Consider the following 20,605-nt stretch of genomic DNA (forward strand, 5'->3'; position numbering starts at 1 on the left):
AGTAAATGAACTGGGGGTCTTCAGACGGCGTATGCGCGCATGATCGGTGTGGCGGCGTCGACGAGGGTGATCTGATCGACCAGCATGTGCTGCGTCGCGACGGCGGCGTCGCGCACGCACCGGCCGAGCGCGCTGGGGTTACGAATCGACTGGCTGCCCGCCCAGCGGTGCGCGAAGCCGACGATCTCACCGGCCACCTCCTGCGACCAGGTGATGACCTGACGCAACCGGGCGCGCTGCTCCTCGGTGATCTCGATACCGGCGCGCGCACTGGCCTCGGCGTCCTCATGGGCGGCGTACACGTACAGGCGAGTCGCCTGGTAGAGGGCCTCGTACTTGCTGAATTCGCGGCGGAACAGTTCCGACTCGCCGACGACGGTGGCGTAGCCGGGACGCGCCTTGTTCGCGACGATCCGGACGATCTCTTCGAGCGCCCGCTTCGCCAGCCCGAGTGCGACGGGGGCGTGCCCGCCGACGCCGATGCCGAGCAATCCCAAGCGGTACACGGCCTCGGGGCGGACCGGAGTGGTGGAGAACGTCTCCATCGTGAACTTGTCCGGGATGAAGCGGTCGTGGACGGCGTAGTCGTAGCTGCCTGTGCCGACCAACCCCATCACGTTCCAGTTCCCGAGGAACTCGACGTCGGCCCGCGGCAGGAAGCCGACGCGGCAGTCGGGGGTACCGGCCTCGTCCACGATGGGGTTCCCGTCCTCGTCGTGGACGACGAATCCCGCACCGATCCACGTGGCGTGCGCGGATCCGCTCGCGAACTGGTAGCGGCCGGTGACGCGATAGCCACCCTCGACCCGGACGGCCTTCCCGGTCGGCATGATCATGCCGGCCGTGATTCCCCGGTCCGGACCGCCGAACATCTCGCGGGCGCCCTCGTCGTTCATGAACCCGGCGGCGATGCCGGTGCTGAAGGAGTTGGCCATCAGCGCCCAGCCCGTCGACGCGTCGGCCCGCGAAATCTCCTCGATCACCTCGAGTGCCTGCACGATGCCCAGCCCACCGCCACCGAACTCCGTCGGGACGAGGGTCCAGAACAGCTCCGCCTCGGCCAAGGCCTCGTAGACCGGCCGGGTGATCGTCGCGTCACGCTCGATCGCATCCGCCTCCTGCTCGACGACGAGGGCGACGGCCTTCGCCCGGGCGAGATAGTCGACAGGCTCCCGATCGACGAGGGCGGACACTGATCGATCAACGGTTTGCGTCATGGAAATGACCTTCCTGGTATGCAACTCGGCTCGTCGTCCACCCGCACGTTTGGGCGGGAACGAGATCGCGGTATGACCTGAATCACAATGGTCGGTTCGCGCGCTGCACACAGGCGGGTGGCCACGTGGTCCACTACGTGGTCACCCAGTCGGGTAATGCACGAGAGCGGCGAGCACGAAGCTCGCCGCCCTCATGCAGGCAGGTCGTCCGGGCCGGAAGGGACCCCGGCGTCACATGCTCACCGACCGGTCAGTGCCTGAGCGATCGCGAGGTGGGCGTCGGCTGCCGTCCCTGATGATCGAACTCATTAGGTGGGACGCCGACTCAGAAGGCCACCGCGGCCGATCCCTTCAGGCCCATGTGCGCACGTGCCTCGTCCGGTGTCGCGGGCGTCCGGTCGAACATCGCGGCCAGGTCCGCCACCTTTCGCACGAGCTGCGCGTTGGACGTGGCCTGTTCGCGCCGGCTGATGCGGAGATTGTCCTCGAGCCCGACTCGCACGTTGCCACCGAGCATCAATGACAGTGCGGCAAGGTTGAACTCGCCCCGATATCCAACGCCGGCGGCCGACCAGGTGAACGAGTCCTTGCCGAGAACACGCTCGGCGGTGCGCAGCATATGGATGAGCTGGTCGGGCTCGGCGGCGTTCGCACCCAGTACCCCGAGCACGAACTGCAGGTTGAACGGCGCCTCCAGCACGCCGTCCTTGACGAGCTGTTCGAGGTTGTAGATCTGCCCGACGTCGTAGACCTCGATCTCCGGCCGGGTGTCCGACTCGCGCATCTGCTGCGCCATGTAGGTCATGTCCTCGAAGGTGTTCTTGAAGATGTAGTCGGTGGTGCCCTCGAGGTAGTCGCGTTCCCAGTCGGCGAACGGCAGGTCGCGGGAGGCGACGGGGAAGAGGCCGAAGTTAAAGCTGCCCGCGTTGAAGGTCGCCATCTCGGGTCGGAACTTCAGGACCGAGGCACGCTCTTGGACGGTCATTCCGCGGCCGCCGCCGGTGGTGGGCTGGAGGACTGCGTCGGTGTGTTTCCGCAATTCGGACAGGGCGCGTTCGAACAGGTCGAGGTCGGCGACGGGTCGTCCGGTTGTTTCTTCGCGCACGTGCACGTGCAGGACGGAGGCCCCGGCCTCGGCTGCCTTCACGCCTTCCTCGACGATCTGGTCGACGGTGATCGGGATGGCCTTGCTCTGAGCGGGAACGGTCATGCCGCCGGTGAGTGCGCATGTGATGATGACGGTGTCGTTCATGGTTTCGATTCCTTCGGTGGGGGAAAGGTTTTCCGGGGTCAGGCGGGGACGGTGGCAAGCGCGGCCAGGGTGGCGCGGCCCGGTGTGCGGAGCCCGCGCTCGCAGTCGTGGACAAGTTCGACGATGCGGGAGTTCAACGGGCTCGGGACGCCGGCGGTCGCGGCGGTAGAGGAGACGCCGCCGTTGATGACGTCGACCTCGGTGATCGCGCCACGTTCGAGGTCCTGGAGCATCGAGGCCTTGGTGGCGCCGAGCCGGGTCATCAGGATGCTCAAAGCGGCGTCGGCGCTTGCAAGGTCGTCGTCGGTTCGGACGACGAGGTGATCGGGCTGCACACCGACGATTGCGTCGAGGGTGACGCCGGCCGCGTGGGCGACGTCGTAGGCCTCGGTCCACAACCGGTACGCGACCTCCCGGCCGACCGGGTCGGCGGCGATGTCCCGGTACAGGAGTCCGCTGATCGCGCCGAGCCCGGAGAAGGTGCTATTGAGGAGCAGCTTCGACCAGATCTGGCCGACGATCTGCTCGGAGACGTGCACCTCGGCCACCGCGGTGAGGACGCGGGCGAGTCGTTCGATGCGGTCGGTCCGGGTGCCGTCGATCTCGCCGATCACGAACGGTGCCACGGTGGTCTGGGCGAGGTGCCCGGGACCGAGATTCGTGGCGCCCCATTCGGTGATTCCGATGACCAGACGGTCGGCGCCGACGAGTTCCTGAACTGTGTTCTGCACCAGCCCGTTTCCGAGGGAGACATAGGTTTCGACCAGGTTTCCACGGACCAGCGGGGTGAGTGCCACATCCAGGAAGGGTGCCTTGAGCGTGACGAGCGCGAAGTCGAAGCTGCCGTCGAGGTCGGCGGCACTGTCGACGGCAGTGATCCTGACATGTGAGGTGGTGCCGAGTTCGTCGAACCGCAGTCCCGGAGAGTTCATCAACCGGACGTGCTCGGTGTTGGCGTCGAGGACGACGACGTCGTGGCCGGCGCGGGCGAGGTGGGCAGCGGTGACTCCGCCGATCGCCCCTGCGCCCACGACGAGGATCCGTTCGTTCATGCCTGTACCTGACTTTCGTTCTTGCCGGCTGTTGTCTTCTGGGGGTTGCGAATGTCGAGAGCGAGACTTACCACCGCTCCGAGCGCAACGAGGGCGATGACGAACCACAGACCGGCGGAGGGGTTGTCGGTCGCCGTCTCGATCAGCCCCATCGCGAACGGTCCGACGAAACCGCCGAGGATTCCGAGGGTGTTGACCAGGGCGAGTCCGCCGGCCAACGCAGCGCCGGCGAGTCGTGCGGCCGGAACGGCGAAGAGGATGGACTGGACGACGAAGAAGGTGGAGGCTGCGATGCAGAAACCGACCAGGGCGAGCACCGGGCTCGACACCGCGCCGATCGTGAACCCGACGACCATCGACGACATTCCGCCGAACAGCATTTTTCGCGAGCGGCGGCCGTTGGTGGCGTACCGCGGCAGGATCAGTGTGCCGATCGCTGCCGCCACCCACGGCAGGGCCGTGAGCAACCCGATCGTCAGGTCCGACATCTCGCCCCACTCACCGATGATGCTCGGCAGGAAGTAGGTCAGGCTGTAGACCGCGATCTGATGAGTGAAGTACACGGCGATGACCAACAGAATCTGCTTGTCCTTGAACACTCCCGCGAATGAATGGGTGCCGGAGGCGTCGGCGCCCTCCTGTTGCTCCTTGGCCAGCCGCTCGGTGAGGTCGCGGGCCTGTTTCGGGTCGAGCCACTTGGCGTCGAGCGGGCCGTTGGGCAGGTATTTGAACACCACCACGGCGAGGACCACGGCGGGCAGCCCCTCCAGGACGAACATCCATTGCCACCCGTGCCAGCCGAGCAGACCGTCCATCCCCAGGAGCGCACCGCCGATGGGGGCACCCATGATGTTCGCCAGGCACACCGCGACGAGGAACGAGCCGTTGGCGCGGGCTCGCTGTTCGCGGCCGAACCAGTAGGTGAGGTAGAGCATCACTCCGGGGAACAGGCCGGCTTCGGCCACCCCGAGGAGCACCCGCAGGATGTAGAACGACACCGGCCCCTCGACGAACGCCATCGCGGCCGAAAGCAGACCCCAGGTGACCATGATCCGGGTGATCCACAGCCGGGCGCCGACCCGGTACATGATGAGGTTGCTCGGAACCTCGCACAGTGAGTAGGCGAGGAAGAACAGTCCCGCGCCCAAACCGTATGCCGCTGCGGAAATTCCCAGATCGGCTTCCAGGTGGTGCTTGGCCAGGCCGATGTTGGTGCGGTCGATGAACGCGATGATGTACGCGGCGATCAGCAGCGGCATCAGCTTGCGAAAGATCAGCCTGTTCAGTTCTTCACCGGGCGGCACGGAGGCAGCGCGGGTGTGGTTGTCAGACATAGCAGTGCCCTTCTCAGGGTGTCGAGAGGTGGTCCCCGTGCGCGGAGTGCGCAGGAGAAGTGGTGATGAAGTTGTGTGGGCGCATGCTCACGGCGCACGTTCGGCCGCCGCCGGGGCGGCCGTGTGCTCCCTCCGTGGGCATCCGCAGGTAGTGCCGATGCGGAGTTCGTGGGCGCGAAGTACCGACTGAAATGAGCCTCCGGCCCCGTCGATGCGACGGGTGAGGAGTTCGAGTGCCTGTTCGGCCATCTCTCGGCGCGGTTGGTTGACGGTGGTCAGTTCGACGAGGGGGGATGCGCCGGGAAAGAGGCCGTCGAAGCCGGTGACGGCGACGTCGTCCGGAACTGTGATCGAGTGCGCACGCAGCGCACTGATCGCTCCGAGTGCGATGGCGTCGCTACCGCAGACGATCACTCGCGGAAGGGCTTTTCGTGCGAGGAGTTCTTCGACGGCCGCGTACCCGCCCTGCTCGCTGAGATAGGTGCTGATGTGGTGCGAAGCGATGCTTCGAATGCCGTGTGACTCGGCGGTGCGAGTGAATCCGTCCTCTCTGGCAGCGGATGCGCTCGATACGCGGGGCCCGACGATGGTCACGATGTCTCGATATCCGTGTTCCAGAACGTGTTCCATCATTTCCGCTGCGGCCGCCCGGTCGTCGATCCCGACGAAATCGGCCTCGATTCGTTCGATCCGCCGTGACAGCTGGATCAGCGGTATGTGCGCGCTACGGAGGGAGCGGATCACGTCGCCGTCGTCGGGATGCAGCACGGTGAACACGACACCGTCGACGTGTCGGGCGATCATCGCGTCCACCACGGACCGGAGAGTCGCGGGATCCTCCTGGGTATGGGCGAGAAACACCTCGTATCCGCGGGCCCGGGCGGCGTCGATCGTTCCCGCGGCGATCTCGGTGTAGAACGGATTGGCGATATCGGTCAGGACGAGGCCGATGACGCGCGTCTGGTGCGATCGGAGGCGGTTCGCCCGTGCGCTGGACGTGTGCCCCAGTTCCTCGGCTACCTCCAGAATCCGCTCTCGGGTTTCCTCGGACACCCCGGATCTCCCGTTCATCACGTAGGAGACTGTGGCCGGCGAGACGCCCACCGCTCGTGCGACGTCGGCAGCGGACACGCGCCGGGGGCGCTGGGCGCTAGTTCGTGTGGCGGTCGTTCTCATGGGTTCACCTCCTCGGTCCGATCTGATGTACCGACGTTAAGTGTGACCCAAATCATTAAGCAACGTTAAGTTGCCAGCGAGGCCGAGACCGTCGGAGGAACTGCAGCATCGGGTGCTCCGCAGCGCAAGATGCGGCGTCAACCCTCACTGCTGGTGCCGAATGGTGCGGCTCACAACCTAACGTTGCTGAACGCGTTCGATCGGTTCCGGCGGTCCGGATTGACGGCACCGACGGTAAAATTTCCGGCTTCACTGCGACGAGACCGAGGGGTGTTAGGTTCCTCGGTTTCCCGTGTCAACGCCCGTCTGCCGAGCGAGTTCGTTCATGAGCTCGGTATATCGAGCTCTCAGCAGGTGCATGCCGGTCTCATAAAGGCAGTGGAGTCGGAATCGGTCGACTATGTATCGCGATCTGCCACAGATCTCTCGAGCTGCACGATTGACGCTGACGGCACGTAACCGGGGCGCGTGTGCATGGAGACCGGACGCTGCACGCCGCACGGGCTCGACCAGCCGATGCTCGGCGTGCTCAATCGCCCATGCGCGCTGAAGGATTCGATCCAGAATGGGAGTTGGTCCGTCTGGCGACGTGTCAAGCGTCGGAGCTGGGTGAGTTACGTTCGAGGTACGTGGTCACCCGGTCGGGTAATGCACGAGAGCGGCGAGCACGAAGCTCGCCGCTCTCACGCAGGCCGGTCGGTGGGCCAGGGAGTCGCCCCAGCGTTCACGCGGTCACCGACCGGTCAGAGCCTGGGCCTTCTGCGTCAAAGCGACTGTCGCCGCGCGCAACTGGTCGGCCGATTGGAGTGGCTCCGCGTACCCGACGCGGGTGACGGCCTCGCCGCGGGGTGTGGTGACGCGCAGGTCCAACCCGTAGCGGTCGGCGCCCTCGCAGGTGGCCGACTTCGCGTCGGGGAAGCCACCGAGCGCCTGGGCCATCGCGCGCAGGGCGTCGGCGTGGTCGGCGTTGAGGTGCTCGATCGCCCGCCCGGCATGCGGGGTGATGGGGTCGGCCGTCGCGGCGGCGTAAGACTCTTCGGTCGCGGAGTCCATCCGCCCGTAGCCGCCGACCCACCGGACACGCTGCACTCGCAGCACCCACAGCGAGAAATCGCTGAAGTCGATGTAGACATTCGCCGCCGGGATGGCTGCGAGGTGTGCCTCGCGGGCGGCGGCGAGTTCGTCGCCTTCCGGGCGATAGACGTATCCGGCGAGGGTGATGCGGGTGCTGGCCAGCGGATCGGAGGGTGGGTTCGGTGCGACGATCGCGATGCTGGCGCGTGGGTCGTGCGCGAGGTTGCGGCCGTGCTCGGCCATCTGCGACACACACAACACGGGGGAGCCGTCGAGGAGGCCGTAGGTGACGAACGACGCCCACGGCTCGCCGTCCCTGGTCAGGCTCGCGAGGGTGCCCACATTGGTGGTGGCCGCGACCGTCCGGGCCTCCTCCGCAGCCGACGGGCGGGCGGGGTTGTCGACCTCCGACAGCGGCGGCGGCACAGTCGGGGCGTCGCCGGGATCTCCGTGATCTAAGTTCGTCATTCGCTGAACGGTACCCGCCGCGAATTGCCGGTGGCATTGCCGCCCACCTGCGCTTACCGTTGAACTGAGGGCTCGATCGCCGAGTGGCTATGCGAGCGCGACCGGGTCCTCGCGAAGCGTGATCGTGGGTGATGCGAAATGACCGCGTTGGGCGTACTGGCGCTGGTGCTGGGTGTGCTGTTGATCGTCGTCGAGGCACACGCACCGACTGCGGGTGTGCTCGGCGGGATCGGGGCCCTGTTCGTCGGCGCCGGGGTGTGGCTGCTGTTCACGTCCAGTGACACCGCGCAGATGATCGCCATCCCGGCCGCCGCGGGAGTGGCGGTGGTCGGTGTGGGTCTCGCAGTGGTGGGCGGCCGGAAGGCGCTGGCCGCCGGGCACGCGCCCGTGCGCACCGGAATGCAATCCCTCATCGGATCCGACGCCACCGTCCGCAACTGGAAAGGCCGGCAGGGTCAGGTCGAGGCCGCGGGAAGCCTGTGGCGGGCGCAAACCCTGTTCGGGGACGACGAGACCCCGACCGCGGGCGATTCCGTCGTCGTCGAGCAGATCCGCGGTCTCACCCTCACCGTGCGCCGCCGAGAGCCGTGGGAGATTCCGTTATGACCACCATCATCATCATCCTGTGTGTCGTCATCACCCTCCTCGCCGTCGTCGCGAGCAGCTCGATCCGGGTGCTCCGCGAATACGAGCGGGCCGTCGTGTTCCGGCTCGGCCGGCTGGTCGACCTGAAGGGTCCGGGTCTCGTGTTGCTGATCCCGGCGATCGACCGGATGGAACGGGTCAGCCTGCGGACCGTGACCCTGAAGATCCCCGTCCAGGAAGTGATCACCCACGACAACGTGCCGGCCAAGGTCACCGCCGTCGCCTACTTCCGGGTGGTCGACGCCGACCGGGCGATCGTCGAGGTCGAGGACTTCCTCGCCGCCACCCTGCAGATCGCCCAGACGACGCTGCGCTCGATCCTCGGCAAAGCCGACCTCGACTCCCTCCTCGGCGAGCGGGAACGCCTCAACGAAGACCTGCAGAAGGTGATCGATCAGCAGACCGAACCGTGGGGCGTGAAGGTCACCACCGTAGAGATCAAGGACGTCGAGATCCCCGCCAACATGCAGCGGGCCATCGCCCGGCAGGCCGAGGCGGAACGCGAGCGCCGCGCCAAGATCATCAACGCCGAAGCCGAATTCCAGGCGTCCGCGAAACTGGTCGAGGCCGCCGACGTCATCAGCCGCAACCCCACCACCCTGCAGCTGCGCTACCTGCAGACCCTGAGCGCGATGGGCGGCGAGAACAACTCGACCGTCGTCTTCCCGATGCCTCTCGACCTGGTCCGCCCGTTCCTCGCCGCGGCCAAGGATGTGGTACCGACGGACGACGGCGACGAGCGCGCCCGGTTCGAGGCGCAGGCCAACCTCGCCGCGATGATTCCGCCCGCCGGCCCGGAGACGCGCACCCCGCACCACGCACGAAACTGACGTGCCCCACCGTTCACCGTCCGGCCACCGCGCGTACCCCGGGCGGTGGCTGCAGTGCGCTTGGCTAGGGTTGGACAACCAGCAGGAGTCCACCCGGGCACCTGCCCGTCGGGGCGAGCGGAAGCGAGAGACCGATGAGCGGCACCGAGGCAGCCGACATACGGACGGCCGAGTATCCGCGACCGTCGCACTTCGTGCTGCACCTCAGCGACACCCATCTCGTCGACGACGACCTGCTGTACGGGGCCGTCGACAGCGAGGCCACGCTGCGGCAGATCTTCACCGAGATCGAGGCGTCGCACGCCCGCCCGGACGCTCTGGTGTTCACCGGCGACCTCACCGACCGCGGACAGCCCGGCGCCTACGAGAAGCTGCGGGGGATCGTCGAACCGGTGGCCGCGTCGCTCGGTGCGCAGGTGATCTGGGCGATGGGCAACCACGACGACCGCGGCCACTTCCGGACCGAACTGCTCGGGCAGGAACCGTCGTACGAGCCGATCGACCTCGTCCACGACGTCGACGGGCTGCGCATCATCACCCTCGACACGACCGTCCCCGGGCGCCACCACGGCGAGATCTCCGAGAGTCAATTGATCTGGCTGGCACAGCAGCTCGCGGTCCCGGCCCCGCACGGAACCATCCTGGCGCTGCATCACCCGCCGGTGCCGTGCGTCCTCGACCTGGCCGTGCTGGTGGAACTGCGCGACCAGCCGCGACTCGCCGACGTGCTCCGCGGCAGCGACGTCCGGTCGATCCTCGCGGGACACCTGCACTATTCGACGACGGCGACGTTCGCGGGCATCCCCGTCTCCGTCGCGTCGGCCACCTGCTACACCCAGGACCTCAACGTCCCGGCCGGGGCGCTGCGCGGACGCGACGGCGCCCAGGGATACAACCTCGTGCACGTGTACCCGGAGACGGTCGTGCACTCGGTGGTCCCGATGGGCAGCTACGACACCGTCGGCGAATATGTCACCGCCGAGGAAACCGAGCAGCGGCTCGCGGCCGAGGGTGTGCGGATCCCCGACGCCGGCGAGCAGGCCGTCAAGCCCGTCCGGGTCTGATCAGCTGCTGCGCGGGAACTGCTCCCGGTAGGCCATCACGTCGGAGAGCCGGAACCGGCGATGGGTGCCCCGCATCTCGATGGGCAGCGCGCCGGAGTCGGCGAGCCGGCGGACATAGGTGTCGGAGACGCCGAGGATCTCCGCGGCCTGCGACGTGGTGAGCAGTTCGGCCACCGCGCCGAGCGCCACACTTTGACCGTCGGCGAGAAGGGTGAGCAGCTCGAGGACGGCGTCGCGCGCGGAGTCGGGCAGCACCATTCCGTCGAGGGTGACGACCGGCGACCCGTCGAGGGCGGTCCGAAGCTCGGCCGCGGCCTTCGAGCCGAGCGCGGAAACGATGTGGTCGATGCTCATGTGGTCCACGATCTCATGAGTCCCACAGGCGAGCCCCCACGGCGGTAGCCTTTGGGAATGGACGAGTTGCACCATCCCACTGCCTTCGAACTCGCGCGCGCCGACCAGATCGACGTGACACCGGAGATCGACGAGATCGGTGAATTGCTGCGCAAATCCGGCCGGAAACACGCGGTCGACGACGAGGACGAGCCCTGGCGGCACGGCTACCCGTACGACAAGAAGATGACGCGGCGGCAGTACGAGAACCGCAAGCGGAAACTGCAGATCGAACTGCTCAAGTTCCAGGCCTGGGTGAAGGAGAACGGCGAGAAGGTCGTCATCGTCTTCGAAGGCCGCGACGCGGCGGGCAAGGGTGGCGCGATCAAACGGTTCACCGAACACCTCAACCCTCGTGGTGCGCGGGTGGTGGCGCTGGAGAAGCCCACCGAACGCGAACGCACCCAGTGGTACTTCCAGCGGTACGTGCAGCACCTGCCCGCGGGCGGGGAGATCGTGATGATGGACCGCTCCTGGTACAACCGGGCCGGCGTCGAACGCGTCATGGGCTACTGCACTCCCAACGAGTACCTCGAGTTCACCCGGTCCGCCCCGGAGTTCGAGCGGATGCTGGTGCAGTCGGGCATCCACATCGTGAAGTTCTGGTTCTCGGTGGGCAGGGAGGAGCAGCACGCCCGGTTCGTCTCCCGCAGCACCGACCCCGTCAAGCAGTGGAAACTCTCACCCACCGACCTCGCGAGCCTCGACAAGTGGGACGCCTACACCGAGGCCAAAGAGGCCATGCTGTTCTACACCGACACCCCGCACGCGCCGTGGACCGTCGTGAAATCGAACGACAAGAAACGGGCCCGGCTCGAGGCGATCCGCTGGATCCTCGCGCGGTTCGACTACACCGGCAAGGACGCACGCCTCGTCGGCAAACCCGACTCGCTGCTTATCGGTTCTCCCGCAACGGTCTACGACGAGGGCGAGCGCCCGGCCGACGCGTTCCCCAGCGTCTGATCAGGCCCCGGTCTCCCACGGCGCCGGGATCGGGAAGTAGTTCTCCAGGAACTGCGTCACCTTCCGGGTCCGCAACTCCAGGTCGATCTCGGGTGCGCTGCCGTCGTTGAGGCAGAAGAAGTCCATCGACCGTTTCGCGAGCAGCGAATCCATGTCGCGCAGTCCCGACTTCATGGTGGTGTCGACGTACTTCACCCGCGCCGCCGTCTGCACCACCGCGCGGCCGCTCATCAGCGCGTAGTAGTGATACAGCGAGTTAGTCACCGAAATGTTGGAGCTGGCCCGGAAAGTGCTTGCGGCCGTGGCGGCGAACTCGTCGGGGAACTCCTTCTCCATCTCCTCCATCACGGATTTGCGGAGAGGGGTGGCGGCGTGCTCGAGGTGCCGGGTGGTCATCAGCCCGAACCGGTCCTGAAGCAGCCGGCGGTTGACGCGGGCCGCGTTCTCGAAGCCGCTGCGCTCGTCGTCGTTGTGGCCCAGCCCGATTCGCGTGGTCGCCTCGATGAACATGGTGATGCCGCCGGGGGAGAAGAACATCTGCGGGCCCACCGCGCGACCGAAGAACATGTCGTCGTTCGAATACAGGAAATGCTCGGCGAGACCAGGGATGTGGTGCAGCTGGCATTCCACGGCCTGCGAGTTGTGGGTGGGCAGCACCGACGGGTCGGCGAAGAACTCCTCGCTGGGCACGAACGTCACCCGCGGGTCGTCGGCGAGCCACGCCGGACGGTCGGAGTCGGTGGCCACGAAGATGCGGCGAATCCACGGCGCATACATGTGCACCGAGCGCAGCGCGTACTTCAATTCGTCGATCTGCCGGAACCGGGCGGCGGAATCGTCACCCTCACCGACCACGTAGTTCTGCATCCGCTTCGCGCGCTGCGCCTGGAACTCCGCCGACGAGCCGTCCACCCAGGAGAACACCAGGTCGACGTCGAAATTGATGTCCGACGCGTGGTCGGCGAACATGTTCTCGATGGTCGGCCACACCCGGCCGAATCGCTCCACGGTGCCGCGGACCGCCTCCTCCGACCGCACCACACGGCGGGTCAGCGAATTCTCCATCGGCAGCACGATCTCGTCGTCGCTGATCGACCACAGTTCGATCTGCACGCCCGTCGACGCCCCGTACGCCAGACCGCTCGTCAGGTGCACCCGCGGCCGGAACAACCGGAAGATGCGGGCCTTCGACGTCGCGGACAGCCGGCCGTCCGAGACGAGCAACGCCGGACCCTTCGAGTCGACGGTCTTCGAGTAGAACGGGCGGTCCTCACACGCGGCGACGAGAGCGGCGCGCAACGCCTTGCGCTGCGCCCAGTTGATCGCGATCACCGGACGTTCGTCGTTGCCCCGCACCAGCAGGTACTCGATGCCGGCCGCGTCGAGGACGTCGCGGACGAACAACAGGTCCTCGACCATCGCCTCGTGCGGCGTCGTATGCGTGATCGCCAGCGCGAACCGGCCCTTGAACCGCACCACGTCGGGGCGGTCCCGCAACCGCGACGATGCGGCGGCGGAGGCATGCGCGACAGCGTCGGCGGTCTCCTGCTCCGGAGGAACCAGGTACACGTCGTGCGGAGCAGAAGAATGAGTAATGTCGGGCCTTCCGGTGACGGTCGCGAGTGCGAACAGTGCCAGTGTAAGCCCAGGTTGAGGGACGGTCAGTCGAGGACCGTGAAGAACGAGTCGCCGTCCTCCGCCGACCCGTCGATCTGACCGCGGTCGGTGCGCGAGTCCTCCACGATCACACCCTCGACGACGGAGGCGTGCTTGGTTCCGAACACCGGAATGTCGATCTCCTCGTCGTCGATGACCCGGTCGACGTCCTCCGTCAGCTCGTCGTCGGGCAGATCCCGCAACGACACCTCCTGCTGCTCCTCCAGCGGGGTATCGGGCTCCTCCTCGGACAACTTCTCGTCGAGCGACTCACCCTCGCGCTCCTCGTTCAAGGTGGTACCGAACCGGTCGGCCTCACTCCAGCCGTCGGGCGGATCGACGACATCGTCGCCGTCGTTGTTGCGCACGTCGTCGGAGTCCAGGCTCTCGCTCGGGCTCAGCGTGTCACCGGGCCCGTCTTCGGTACTCATAACCATCAATTGCCCAGATCAGGCGTGGTTGAAACTTCGATGGCCCAGGTCAGGCGACGGCCTGTGCATCCCGCAACGTCTCGAACGCGGCGATCTGCGCCGGCGACCACGGCGCCGAGTTCACGCGGCTCGAATCGAGTTGGACGAGTGTCGCGGTCACCTCGGCGGCCTGCACGCCGTCCTGCTCGATGGTGATCAGGAGGGTCAGCGACGTGGTGCCGATCCGCTCCAGCGTGACGACGACGTCCGCGTCGCCGGTGAAGAGTTCGCGCCCGAAGTTGCTGACGACGTTGACGACGGCGGTCTGGGTGACCGGGTCGAGCAGGTCGCCGCACGCCTCGCCGATCGCCCGCGTCCACGCGGCGGCCGCCGCCTCGTGCGCGCAGTAGAACGGCACGTGGCGGCTCACGGACTCCGGGGCGTCCGGGCGCGGGTTGTTCCGCAGGGGGATCGTGTAACGAGGCATGGATCGGACATTACTTGCTCCCCGCACAGGCGTCGCAGCCGGAGGACGCCGATTACGGGCCAGGGTCGAAGGCGGCGAACAGGTGCTCGAGCACGTACGGCCAGGGGATGCGTTCCTGCTCCAGTCGGAGATCACCTTCGCGCAAGCACTCCAGGGCGGCGCCTTCGGACGCGGTCAGGTGGGACGTTTCGTTGAACGTCGGCGACTGTTCCCGGACCGCGAGGTCCCGCCACCGATCCAGGGTGGCCTCATCCATCAACAGGCTCCGCACGTGCGGAAGATGCCGGCGCAGACGGTCGAGGATGGCGAACCCGTGACTGTCGAGGTCGCCCCAATACCAGACTTCCGAGTGGGCCACCCACGGGATCGCGGCCAGTTCGTGCACCGTGTAGCCGCCACCGTGCACGGCCACGGTGTCCGCCAGCGGAGGTAGCGCGTACAGGCCCTCCTTGTTCTCGAGAATCAGGACGCGCGCCGGGTTCAGCGGCAACGTGGTGAGTTCGTCCAGCGAGGTGGCGAAGCGCCGAGGACTGCCGACCAGCAGTTCGGGATCGCACAATGCGACGTCGCGCAGGTGGGGAAGGCTTCGGATGCCGAGGTCCCGGCTGCCACGAACACCTTCGAGCAACGTCTCCACCACGCCGCGGTGACGCGCGAGCCATTTCGTGTCGACCCCCGGAACCGGTAGCTGACGGATGAAATACCCGGAGTTCGGGTGGTCGCTCAACCACCGCGCGATGGTTGTGAGCCTGCCGAAGTCGTCGTCGTCCAGCTCGAGCCATTTGGCCGCGGTCGCGGCAACCGCGGCCAGCAATGCCGGAGTGCCGGGGCCGAGTCGGTCGACGAGTGCGTCACGGCGTATCACCAGGGCGCGCCATTCGGATCCGCGGCCACCCGCGGACGCGATCTGACCGGCCCCGGCCAGCGTCAGCCGCACCGGCACCTCCTGGGTGCCGAAGCTCGGCCACCGCCGCGTCGCCCACTCCACCCGGCCGTCGCCGGTGTAGCCGCGCCAGGCGCGTACCCACGCGACAACCGTGTCGGGATCCTCGGCAATCTGCTGCTCGGACGGCGGATGCAGCGCCACCGTCAGCGAATCCTGATCGGCGAGTGCGGAGTCGGCCAGCCAGCGTCGTCGGCGACTCGAGTAGGTGGTCTGCGCCTTCGCCGCGGCAGCGGGCGGCAGAACACACCGTGCACTCATGTGTCACTCACGTCGTCGAATTCGATGAGACTGAGTTCGGTGTGCATCCGGTCGCGGATACTCACGGTCACCGCTCCGCCGATGTACTCCTCGAGTGTGCCGAGCAACTTCAGCGGCGTCGCCAGCACCATGTGGAAACCGAACTGCGCGAACACGTCCAACGCCCGGCGCGTGTACGCGGAGTCGGCGCGGTCGAACGCCTCGTCCAGGATGACCGTGCCGTAACGGGGAAGGTCGGCGCCGTCGGGTGCGAGCTGATACCGCAATGCCGCTGCCAGACAGAAGAACACGAGTTTCTGTGCCTGTCCGCCGGACAGTCCGGAGCTCGAATCGTGGTAGTTGCGAGCCTCTCCGGCGCCGTCGATCTCGACGCCGATGAATCCCACGTGCAGGCGAGTGTCCAGGACCTGCCGCTGCCATCTCTGATCCGCGGGTTCCTTCGAGGCCAGCCGCTCCAGCACCGCCGCCATCCGCTCGAATCGCTCCTCGGCCGCGGGGCGCTGCTCGATGTCCCAACCACCGCTCGTGATCCGGGTCAGGTCGTCCAGCAGGTCGGCCGCCGCCGGGGAGCGTCGTTCGCGGACGTCGATGCGCAACCACCGGTCGGTGTCGAACGCGGAGCGGCGCAGCGAGTCGTTCACCGGGTCGATCCGGGAACGGATCTCCGCCGGCGCCTTACGGATCGTGCGAGCGAGTTCGCCGATGTTGCGGTGTGACTGGTCGTGCAACAGCTGGAAGAACCGGTCTTCGTATCGGGGGAGACCGTCGGAGCGCAGCCGTTGGAGAATCGCCAGGGCGTCGTCGACGTATTCGGCGTCGACCCTCAGCTCACCGCCGCGGGACTCCCATCGCGCCAGATACTGGGACAGGATCCGGACGATCGACGCGCCGGCGGCGGACACCGCGCTCTGCGCCTCACTCCTGTCCTTGCCGATGCCCTGGCCGACCTCGAACAGTGCCCTGTCGATATTGTCCGACGTGACACGGCGCGCGAACTTCTGAAACCGCGCCTTGATCCGGGCGGCCACCGCATCGGGAGCCGTCTCGCCCGCGTCGAGTTCGGCCTGCGCGATCCTGGTCTCGAGGTCCGTGAGCGCCGCCCGGTGCACCGTCAACGCCGTGTCCGCCTGACGCCGGGCAGCGTCGGCCTCGTTCTCCGCCTTCTTCGCGAGTTCGAGGGCAGCCGACACTGCGGAATGCTCCGGGTTGTCCTGCTGCCAGGAGTCGAGGCGGCCGTCCACCGCGTCGACGGCGGCCTGCGCGGCGCTGACGTCGATGTCCGTCCACTGCGCATCGAGGATCGTCTGCGCTGCGCGATTCTGCCGGGCGATCCGCTGATCCTCACGGTCCAGCGCGTCGAGTCGGCTCGTGACGCTCGCGATCGTGATGTCGAGATCCGCGATTCGACGGCGAATGTCCTCCAGTTTGGTTTCGTTGTCGAATCCGAGAACCCACCGCCGTCGGTCGTCGATGCGGCTGCGGTCATCCTTCTCGTGCCGCTCCGCGGAGTGCTTGACCTGCCCGGCGCGTGTCACGGCGCGGGCGTGATTCGCGAAGCCGGCCGCGGTGTCGACGCACGCGTAGTCGTAGCGGTCGGCGAGATGGTGGTGAATCCACGGGGCGAGCGGACCGTCGGTGACTTCTACTCGACGCACCAGCGACAGCGCCCCGGTCTTCGGCACCGCCGACGGTGTGGCGCCGACCCGCACCCGGCGATACACGAGTCGCGCGCCGAGATGGGTGGCGTCCACGGCCGCCGCGACCGCCGGATACACCTCCTCCGGGACCAGGAGGGTGCGGCCGAGGCCGCCGAGGACCCGTTCGATGGGGCCGGTCCACTCGGCGTGCTCGTCCCGGACCGCGATCAGCTCGCCCGCGAACGGCACGGCGTCGTCCGGCACACCCGCCGCGGAACAGATCGACTCGCGGGCGCGGAGCAGACTCGGATCGATGTTGGAGCGTCGGCGGGCGATGATCTCACGATCGGTGATCAGCTCGGCGCGCTCCTTCTGTGCGGTGCCGCGCTGTTCGGCGAGGGGATAGCGGTCACCGAACCGCTCCTCGTGGGTGGTGGACGCCTGACGCAGCTGGTCCTCGAGTTGCCCACGTAACCGCGCGAACTCTTCGGCGGTCTCGGGAATGGTTCCCTCCCAGGCCGATACCGCCTCGGTGATCTGATCCCGCCTGGCACGCACCCGTGCCAGCGTCTTCAGTTCTGCGTCGCGTTGCGCGTGGAGGGTGGCGAGCCTGCCGCCCCCGATGCCCTCGAGTTTCACGGTCAGATCGAGGGTTTCCTGGCGGGCGCGTTCGGCCGCTGCCGTGGCCTCGGTCGCTCCCGACTCCAGCAGAGGGGTCAGGGCGCGGCGTTCGGTGCGATCACTGCACAGCAGCGACAACGTCATCTCGGCGTGAACCGTCCCGAGATGCGTGTTCTCCTCCTCCGTGTCACGCAGGGACTGCAGGCCGCGTCGCCTAGTGTCGGCAAGCTCGACGAGCGGTGTGAGCATCTCGACCTGAAGCCGTGCATCGACGACGACGCGGTGCGCCTCCTGCAGATCGTGGAACTGGTTGACCGCGCGCTCGGCCATCGCGAAAGTGCTCGGGGTGTCGAGCATGTAGTCGCGAAACAACTGGTCGAGGCTGCCGAGGCTCTTCGCGGACAGGGTGCGGTGCAGCAGCCGCTGTGCGCCTTCCGTCGAGATGCCCAGGCGGGAGCGGAAACTGCGGGCAAACGGTGCGTACGTCGGGTTGACGGCCGCCTCCGGCCAGCGTTTGCGTATTCCCCGCGTGTCGATTCCGCGGGCCATGAACGCGCCGAAATCCGTCAGGTCGAGTTCGTGGTCGAGAATGAGGTGGAGGTGGCTGACGTCGCCGGCCGCGTTCTGGCCCCGCCCGAGCTGCATGAGCTTGACGAGGGTGATCGGCGGATCGTCGGTGTCCGTGCGGTAGGTGAGGGCGATGCCGCTCCACGTCGCGCCGGTGCGCAGGTACGAGGCGACGAGACCCTCCGTGTCCGCGCCGGCCTCCCGCCGCCACGCACCCCGGATGTATGTGACGAAGTTGCGTCCCGAGTTCGTGGTCTCCTGCGCTGCCGCGTTGAACCGCAGCTGATTGCCCGGGACCAGCACCGCCGAGATGGCATCGATGAGCGTGGACTTGCCGGAGCCGGAATTGCCGGTGATCAGGAAACCCTTGCGGGCCACCGCGAGGTCGTGGTGGCCGTGCAACGTCCCCCAGTTGACGACCTGCACGCGCGCGAGACGGCGTTGACCGGGATGGATCACGGTGTGTCCTCCTCCAGAATCCGCCGGAACTCCGCCTCGACGAGCGCGACCTGTTCGGCGTCGAACAGCTGCCGCAATACCGGGGAGACCTCCATCCGATCGTCGGTCGTGGTCTTCGTGAGCAGCGAATACTTGTCGAGTTTCTTCCACGACGCGTTGATGCGCTTCGCGTAGCCGGCGGGATCGGTGTCGCTCGCCGCGCGATACATCTCGAGCTGTTCGCGCAGTTCGTCGAGATCGACGATCACCCGTTCGCCCGGTTGCGCGCGCAGCAGACGTTGGCGCAAGGCGAGCAGCATGACCGTGTCCATGAAGGTCAGACGCTCGGTGCGCAGCACCGTGGGAGTACCGGGGTCGCCGGTTTCGGCGGGGCGGGTGAACGCCAGCTCGTTGTCGTCGTCGATGACGAGCACGAGAAACACGTCGGCGAGCCGGGACCGGAGGAGCCGCTCGTCCCGGATCACCGCGCGCCACACTTCGGGGTGCTTGGCAGCGGTGACGAGCGGGCCCTTGAGCAGCTGCACGAAGGCGCGCCGTGTCTCCAGGTCCAGTTCGCCGGTGTCTCCGGGGTAGTGGCCGTGGGTCGTCGGCTCGTCGGTCATGTCGAGCTCCCGGTGGGTGCGAATGCTTTGCGGGTGGTGAACTCGTCGGCGGCCGGATCGAACAGGCGACGTCGAATCGTCGCCCGACGTGCGACGCCGGCTCCCGAGACCCACTGAATGTCCTCGGTGCCGTCGATCGCGTGCCCGTGGTGCGTGGCAAGGACCATCAATCCCACCGCGCTCGCGAGTCCCTGAGTGGCGGGGTGGTCGCGCAGGACGTCACCGATCGTGGCGTGACCGTGCGCCCGCAGCGTGGCCGCGACGTTGTCGGACAATTCGTCCATATCGATCTCGGATTCTCGGACGAGCCTTCGAAGTTCGTCGAGATCGACGGTGCCGGCGTCGTTGGTGAGCACCGGTTCGGTGACGAGGTTGTCGGCGGGATTGTGCAGGCGAAGAGCTGCGACCGATTCGAGGGTCATGCCCACGCGCACCAGGTCCAGATCGAGCAGGTCGTAGGGCCGACGACGTTTGGCCACGGCGACGGCGCTCTGCTGCGCGCTGCGCAGCAACCGCTGCAGCCGGCGGTGTTCCTCGTAGTGACGTGACTGAACAAAGTGCCGCAGCGACCGGGACAGTGAGGTCATCGTCGAATGCACCTCGGAGCCGGCCGTTTCCATCTCCGTCAGCAGCGTCCGGAACCGTAATCTCTGGTCGGTGGTCAGCATGGCGGCGAACGGCCGCTGCAGCACCGCGTCGATCCACTCGTCGATCTGAGACGACCGGGCCGGATCGAGAATCATGTCGTAGAACGCGGTGAAGCTGCGGCCGGCGTCGGAGTCGCCGATGAGGTCGACGCCGCGGAACACATCTCCCAGGGTGTCGCCGCGGTCACCGTCGTCGTCGAGGATCCGGGCCCGCAGATCGCGGTTGAGGTCCTCGAGTTCGGCGCGGACCCGGGCGAAGTCCGCGGGGACCTCCGAGGCCAGCGCGAGAATCTCCGCGGAACGCTCGACGGCACGGTCGCCGTCGAGGACCGGGAAGACCCCCGACTCCACCGCCGCGATCTGCCGATCGATCGCCGCCCGTTCGGTCAGCAGCGCGGTGAGGCGAGTTTCCGTGCGGGGATCGGAATCCCGGGCCAGAGCCTGCAACTGGGTGGAGAGCGTGGTCAGGCGGGATTCGGTGGCCGAACTCGCCTGACTGGTGAAATTCGCGACGAACGCCATCGCGGCGAACGCGCCCTCGGTCGGTTCCAGGGTCTCCTCACGGGTACCGACCGCGGCTCGGCGGAGCAGATAACCGGACCGCACCCACTCGGTGCAATACGCCTGACCGGTACGCGGGAAGTCGAGGCCTTCGTCGCGCATGGTCTGAAGGTCGGAGTCCAAGCGGGCGAACAGTTCCGGAGCCGGGAGCCGTCGGGTCCCGTGATCGAAGTGCCGGCCCAGCAGCGCCAGAATCGCCGGCGCCGTGTCGGCCCGCAGCAACGTCCACGCGGCGTGGTCCTGGCGCAGGCGAAGAAGCCGATGGACGTCGGCGGTGATGGACATC

General features: G+C 67.3%; 18 protein-coding genes. 4 read left to right on the forward strand and 14 right to left on the reverse strand.

Features of this window, described 5'->3' with window-relative positions; translation table 11 throughout:
- Window positions 1-20 precede the first annotated feature (20 nt).
- The 6 genes from JWS13_RS37635 to JWS13_RS37660 form a co-directional block, all read right to left on the reverse strand.
- A complete protein-coding gene (locus tag JWS13_RS37635) occupies window positions 21-1,217 on the reverse strand; it encodes an acyl-CoA dehydrogenase family protein (protein WP_206010395.1) in 1,197 nt (398 codons plus the stop codon).
- Between the two features lie 325 nt (window positions 1,218-1,542).
- Window positions 1,543-2,469, reverse strand: coding sequence for a beta-keto acid cleavage family enzyme (locus tag JWS13_RS37640; RefSeq protein ID WP_206010396.1), 927 nt, complete (start codon window positions 2,467-2,469; stop codon window positions 1,543-1,545).
- A gap of 38 nt (window positions 2,470-2,507) precedes the next feature.
- Window positions 2,508-3,521, reverse strand: coding sequence for a ketopantoate reductase family protein (locus JWS13_RS37645; RefSeq protein ID WP_206010397.1), 1,014 nt, complete (start codon window positions 3,519-3,521; stop codon window positions 2,508-2,510).
- The gene (locus tag JWS13_RS37650) at window positions 3,518-4,855 is read right to left on the reverse strand and encodes an MFS transporter (protein WP_241032488.1); all 1,338 of its coding nucleotides are present in this window, start codon (window positions 4,853-4,855) and stop codon (window positions 3,518-3,520) included. Before JWS13_RS37650 ends, JWS13_RS37645 begins: the two co-directional genes overlap by 4 nt.
- 87 nt (window positions 4,856-4,942) lie before the next feature.
- On the reverse strand, window positions 4,943-6,031 hold the full coding sequence (locus JWS13_RS37655) for a LacI family DNA-binding transcriptional regulator (RefSeq protein ID WP_206010398.1): 1,089 nt from the start codon (window positions 6,029-6,031) through the stop codon (window positions 4,943-4,945).
- Window positions 6,032-6,763: 732 nt separating this feature from the next.
- Entirely contained in the window at window positions 6,764-7,573 is an 810-nt protein-coding gene (locus tag JWS13_RS37660) for a HugZ family pyridoxamine 5'-phosphate oxidase (protein ID WP_206010399.1), read from the reverse strand.
- Between the two features lie 138 nt (window positions 7,574-7,711).
- On the opposite strand from JWS13_RS37660, the gene JWS13_RS37665 reads away from it, so the two are divergent.
- The 3 genes from JWS13_RS37665 (at window position 7,712) to JWS13_RS37675 (ending at window position 10,112) form a co-directional block, all read left to right on the forward strand.
- Window positions 7,712-8,179: an NfeD family protein gene (locus JWS13_RS37665; RefSeq protein WP_206010400.1), complete on the forward strand. Its 468-nt coding sequence runs from the start codon at window positions 7,712-7,714 to the stop codon at window positions 8,177-8,179.
- On the forward strand, window positions 8,176-9,048 hold the full coding sequence (locus tag JWS13_RS37670; protein ID WP_206010401.1) for a slipin family protein: 873 nt from the start codon (window positions 8,176-8,178) through the stop codon (window positions 9,046-9,048). The genes JWS13_RS37665 and JWS13_RS37670 overlap by 4 nt, the downstream gene beginning before the upstream one ends.
- Window positions 9,049-9,182: 134 nt before the next feature.
- Window positions 9,183-10,112, forward strand: a complete 930-nt coding sequence (locus JWS13_RS37675; protein WP_206010402.1) for a phosphodiesterase — start codon at window positions 9,183-9,185, stop codon at window positions 10,110-10,112.
- Here the strand turns inward: JWS13_RS37675 and JWS13_RS37680 are convergent, their stop codons facing one another.
- Window positions 10,113-10,466: a helix-turn-helix domain-containing protein gene (locus JWS13_RS37680; RefSeq protein ID WP_206010403.1), complete on the reverse strand. Its 354-nt coding sequence runs from the start codon at window positions 10,464-10,466 to the stop codon at window positions 10,113-10,115. It abuts the gene before it with no gap.
- 57 nt (window positions 10,467-10,523) lie between these two features.
- Between JWS13_RS37680 and ppk2 the strand changes: the two genes are divergently transcribed.
- Entirely contained in the window at window positions 10,524-11,468 is a 945-nt protein-coding gene (ppk2, locus tag JWS13_RS37685; protein WP_206010404.1) for a polyphosphate kinase 2, read from the forward strand.
- Here the strand turns inward: ppk2 and JWS13_RS37690 are convergent, their stop codons facing one another.
- The 7 genes from JWS13_RS37690 to JWS13_RS37720 all read right to left on the reverse strand — a co-directional run bounded on the left by JWS13_RS37690 (window position 11,469) and on the right by JWS13_RS37720 (window position 20,604).
- Entirely contained in the window at window positions 11,469-12,965 is a 1,497-nt protein-coding gene (locus tag JWS13_RS37690; RefSeq protein WP_420855060.1) for a stealth family protein, read from the reverse strand.
- Window positions 12,966-13,129: 164 nt separating this feature from the next.
- On the reverse strand, window positions 13,130-13,561 hold the full coding sequence (locus JWS13_RS37695) for a hypothetical protein (RefSeq protein WP_206010405.1): 432 nt from the start codon (window positions 13,559-13,561) through the stop codon (window positions 13,130-13,132).
- A 43-nt stretch (window positions 13,562-13,604) separates the two neighbouring features.
- Window positions 13,605-14,021 (reverse strand): acyl-CoA thioesterase, encoded by a 417-nt coding sequence (locus tag JWS13_RS37700; protein ID WP_206010406.1) that lies wholly within the window; start codon window positions 14,019-14,021, stop codon window positions 13,605-13,607.
- Between the two features lie 52 nt (window positions 14,022-14,073).
- A complete protein-coding gene (locus JWS13_RS37705) occupies window positions 14,074-15,225 on the reverse strand; it encodes a DUF3322 domain-containing protein (protein WP_206010407.1) in 1,152 nt (383 codons plus the stop codon).
- Window positions 15,222-18,509: an ATP-binding protein gene (locus JWS13_RS37710; RefSeq protein WP_206010408.1), complete on the reverse strand. Its 3,288-nt coding sequence runs from the start codon at window positions 18,507-18,509 to the stop codon at window positions 15,222-15,224. Before JWS13_RS37710 ends, JWS13_RS37705 begins: the two co-directional genes overlap by 4 nt.
- Window positions 18,506-19,111 carry a DUF4194 domain-containing protein gene (locus JWS13_RS37715; protein ID WP_206010409.1) on the reverse strand — a complete coding sequence of 202 codons (606 nt, stop codon included), beginning with the start codon at window positions 19,109-19,111 and terminating at the stop codon, window positions 18,506-18,508. Before JWS13_RS37715 ends, JWS13_RS37710 begins: the two co-directional genes overlap by 4 nt.
- The gene (locus JWS13_RS37720) at window positions 19,108-20,604 is read right to left on the reverse strand and encodes a DUF3375 domain-containing protein (RefSeq protein WP_206010410.1); all 1,497 of its coding nucleotides are present in this window, start codon (window positions 20,602-20,604) and stop codon (window positions 19,108-19,110) included. Before JWS13_RS37720 ends, JWS13_RS37715 begins: the two co-directional genes overlap by 4 nt.
- Between the last annotated feature and the right edge of the window lies 1 nt (window position 20,605).

This window comes from Rhodococcus pseudokoreensis (assembly GCF_017068395.1).
Classification (GTDB): domain Bacteria; phylum Actinomycetota; class Actinomycetes; order Mycobacteriales; family Mycobacteriaceae; genus Rhodococcus_F; species Rhodococcus_F pseudokoreensis.

Excerpts from the sequence above, each read along its gene's own strand:
- JWS13_RS37635 (WP_206010395.1), bottom strand. The coding sequence starts at position 1,217 with ATGACGCAAACCGTTGATCGATCAGTGTCCGCCCTCGTCGATCGGGAG.
- JWS13_RS37640 (WP_206010396.1), bottom strand. The coding sequence starts at position 2,469 with ATGAACGACACCGTCATCATCACATGCGCACTCACCGGCGGCATGACC.
- JWS13_RS37645 (WP_206010397.1), bottom strand. The coding sequence starts at position 3,521 with ATGAACGAACGGATCCTCGTCGTGGGCGCAGGGGCGATCGGCGGAGTC.
- JWS13_RS37650 (WP_241032488.1), bottom strand. The coding sequence starts at position 4,855 with ATGTCTGACAACCACACCCGCGCTGCCTCCGTGCCGCCCGGTGAAGAA.
- JWS13_RS37655 (WP_206010398.1), bottom strand. The coding sequence starts at position 6,031 with ATGAGAACGACCGCCACACGAACTAGCGCCCAGCGCCCCCGGCGCGTG.
- JWS13_RS37660 (WP_206010399.1), bottom strand. The coding sequence starts at position 7,573 with ATGACGAACTTAGATCACGGAGATCCCGGCGACGCCCCGACTGTGCCG.
- JWS13_RS37665 (WP_206010400.1), top strand. The coding sequence starts at position 7,712 with ATGACCGCGTTGGGCGTACTGGCGCTGGTGCTGGGTGTGCTGTTGATC.
- JWS13_RS37670 (WP_206010401.1), top strand. The coding sequence starts at position 8,176 with ATGACCACCATCATCATCATCCTGTGTGTCGTCATCACCCTCCTCGCC.
- JWS13_RS37675 (WP_206010402.1), top strand. The coding sequence starts at position 9,183 with ATGAGCGGCACCGAGGCAGCCGACATACGGACGGCCGAGTATCCGCGA.
- JWS13_RS37680 (WP_206010403.1), bottom strand. The coding sequence starts at position 10,466 with ATGAGCATCGACCACATCGTTTCCGCGCTCGGCTCGAAGGCCGCGGCC.
- ppk2 (WP_206010404.1), top strand. The coding sequence starts at position 10,524 with ATGGACGAGTTGCACCATCCCACTGCCTTCGAACTCGCGCGCGCCGAC.
- JWS13_RS37695 (WP_206010405.1), bottom strand. The coding sequence starts at position 13,561 with ATGGTTATGAGTACCGAAGACGGGCCCGGTGACACGCTGAGCCCGAGC.
- JWS13_RS37700 (WP_206010406.1), bottom strand. The coding sequence starts at position 14,021 with ATGCCTCGTTACACGATCCCCCTGCGGAACAACCCGCGCCCGGACGCC.
- JWS13_RS37705 (WP_206010407.1), bottom strand. The coding sequence starts at position 15,225 with ATGAGTGCACGGTGTGTTCTGCCGCCCGCTGCCGCGGCGAAGGCGCAG.
- JWS13_RS37715 (WP_206010409.1), bottom strand. The coding sequence starts at position 19,111 with ATGACCGACGAGCCGACGACCCACGGCCACTACCCCGGAGACACCGGC.
- JWS13_RS37720 (WP_206010410.1), bottom strand. The coding sequence starts at position 20,604 with ATGTCCATCACCGCCGACGTCCATCGGCTTCTTCGCCTGCGCCAGGAC.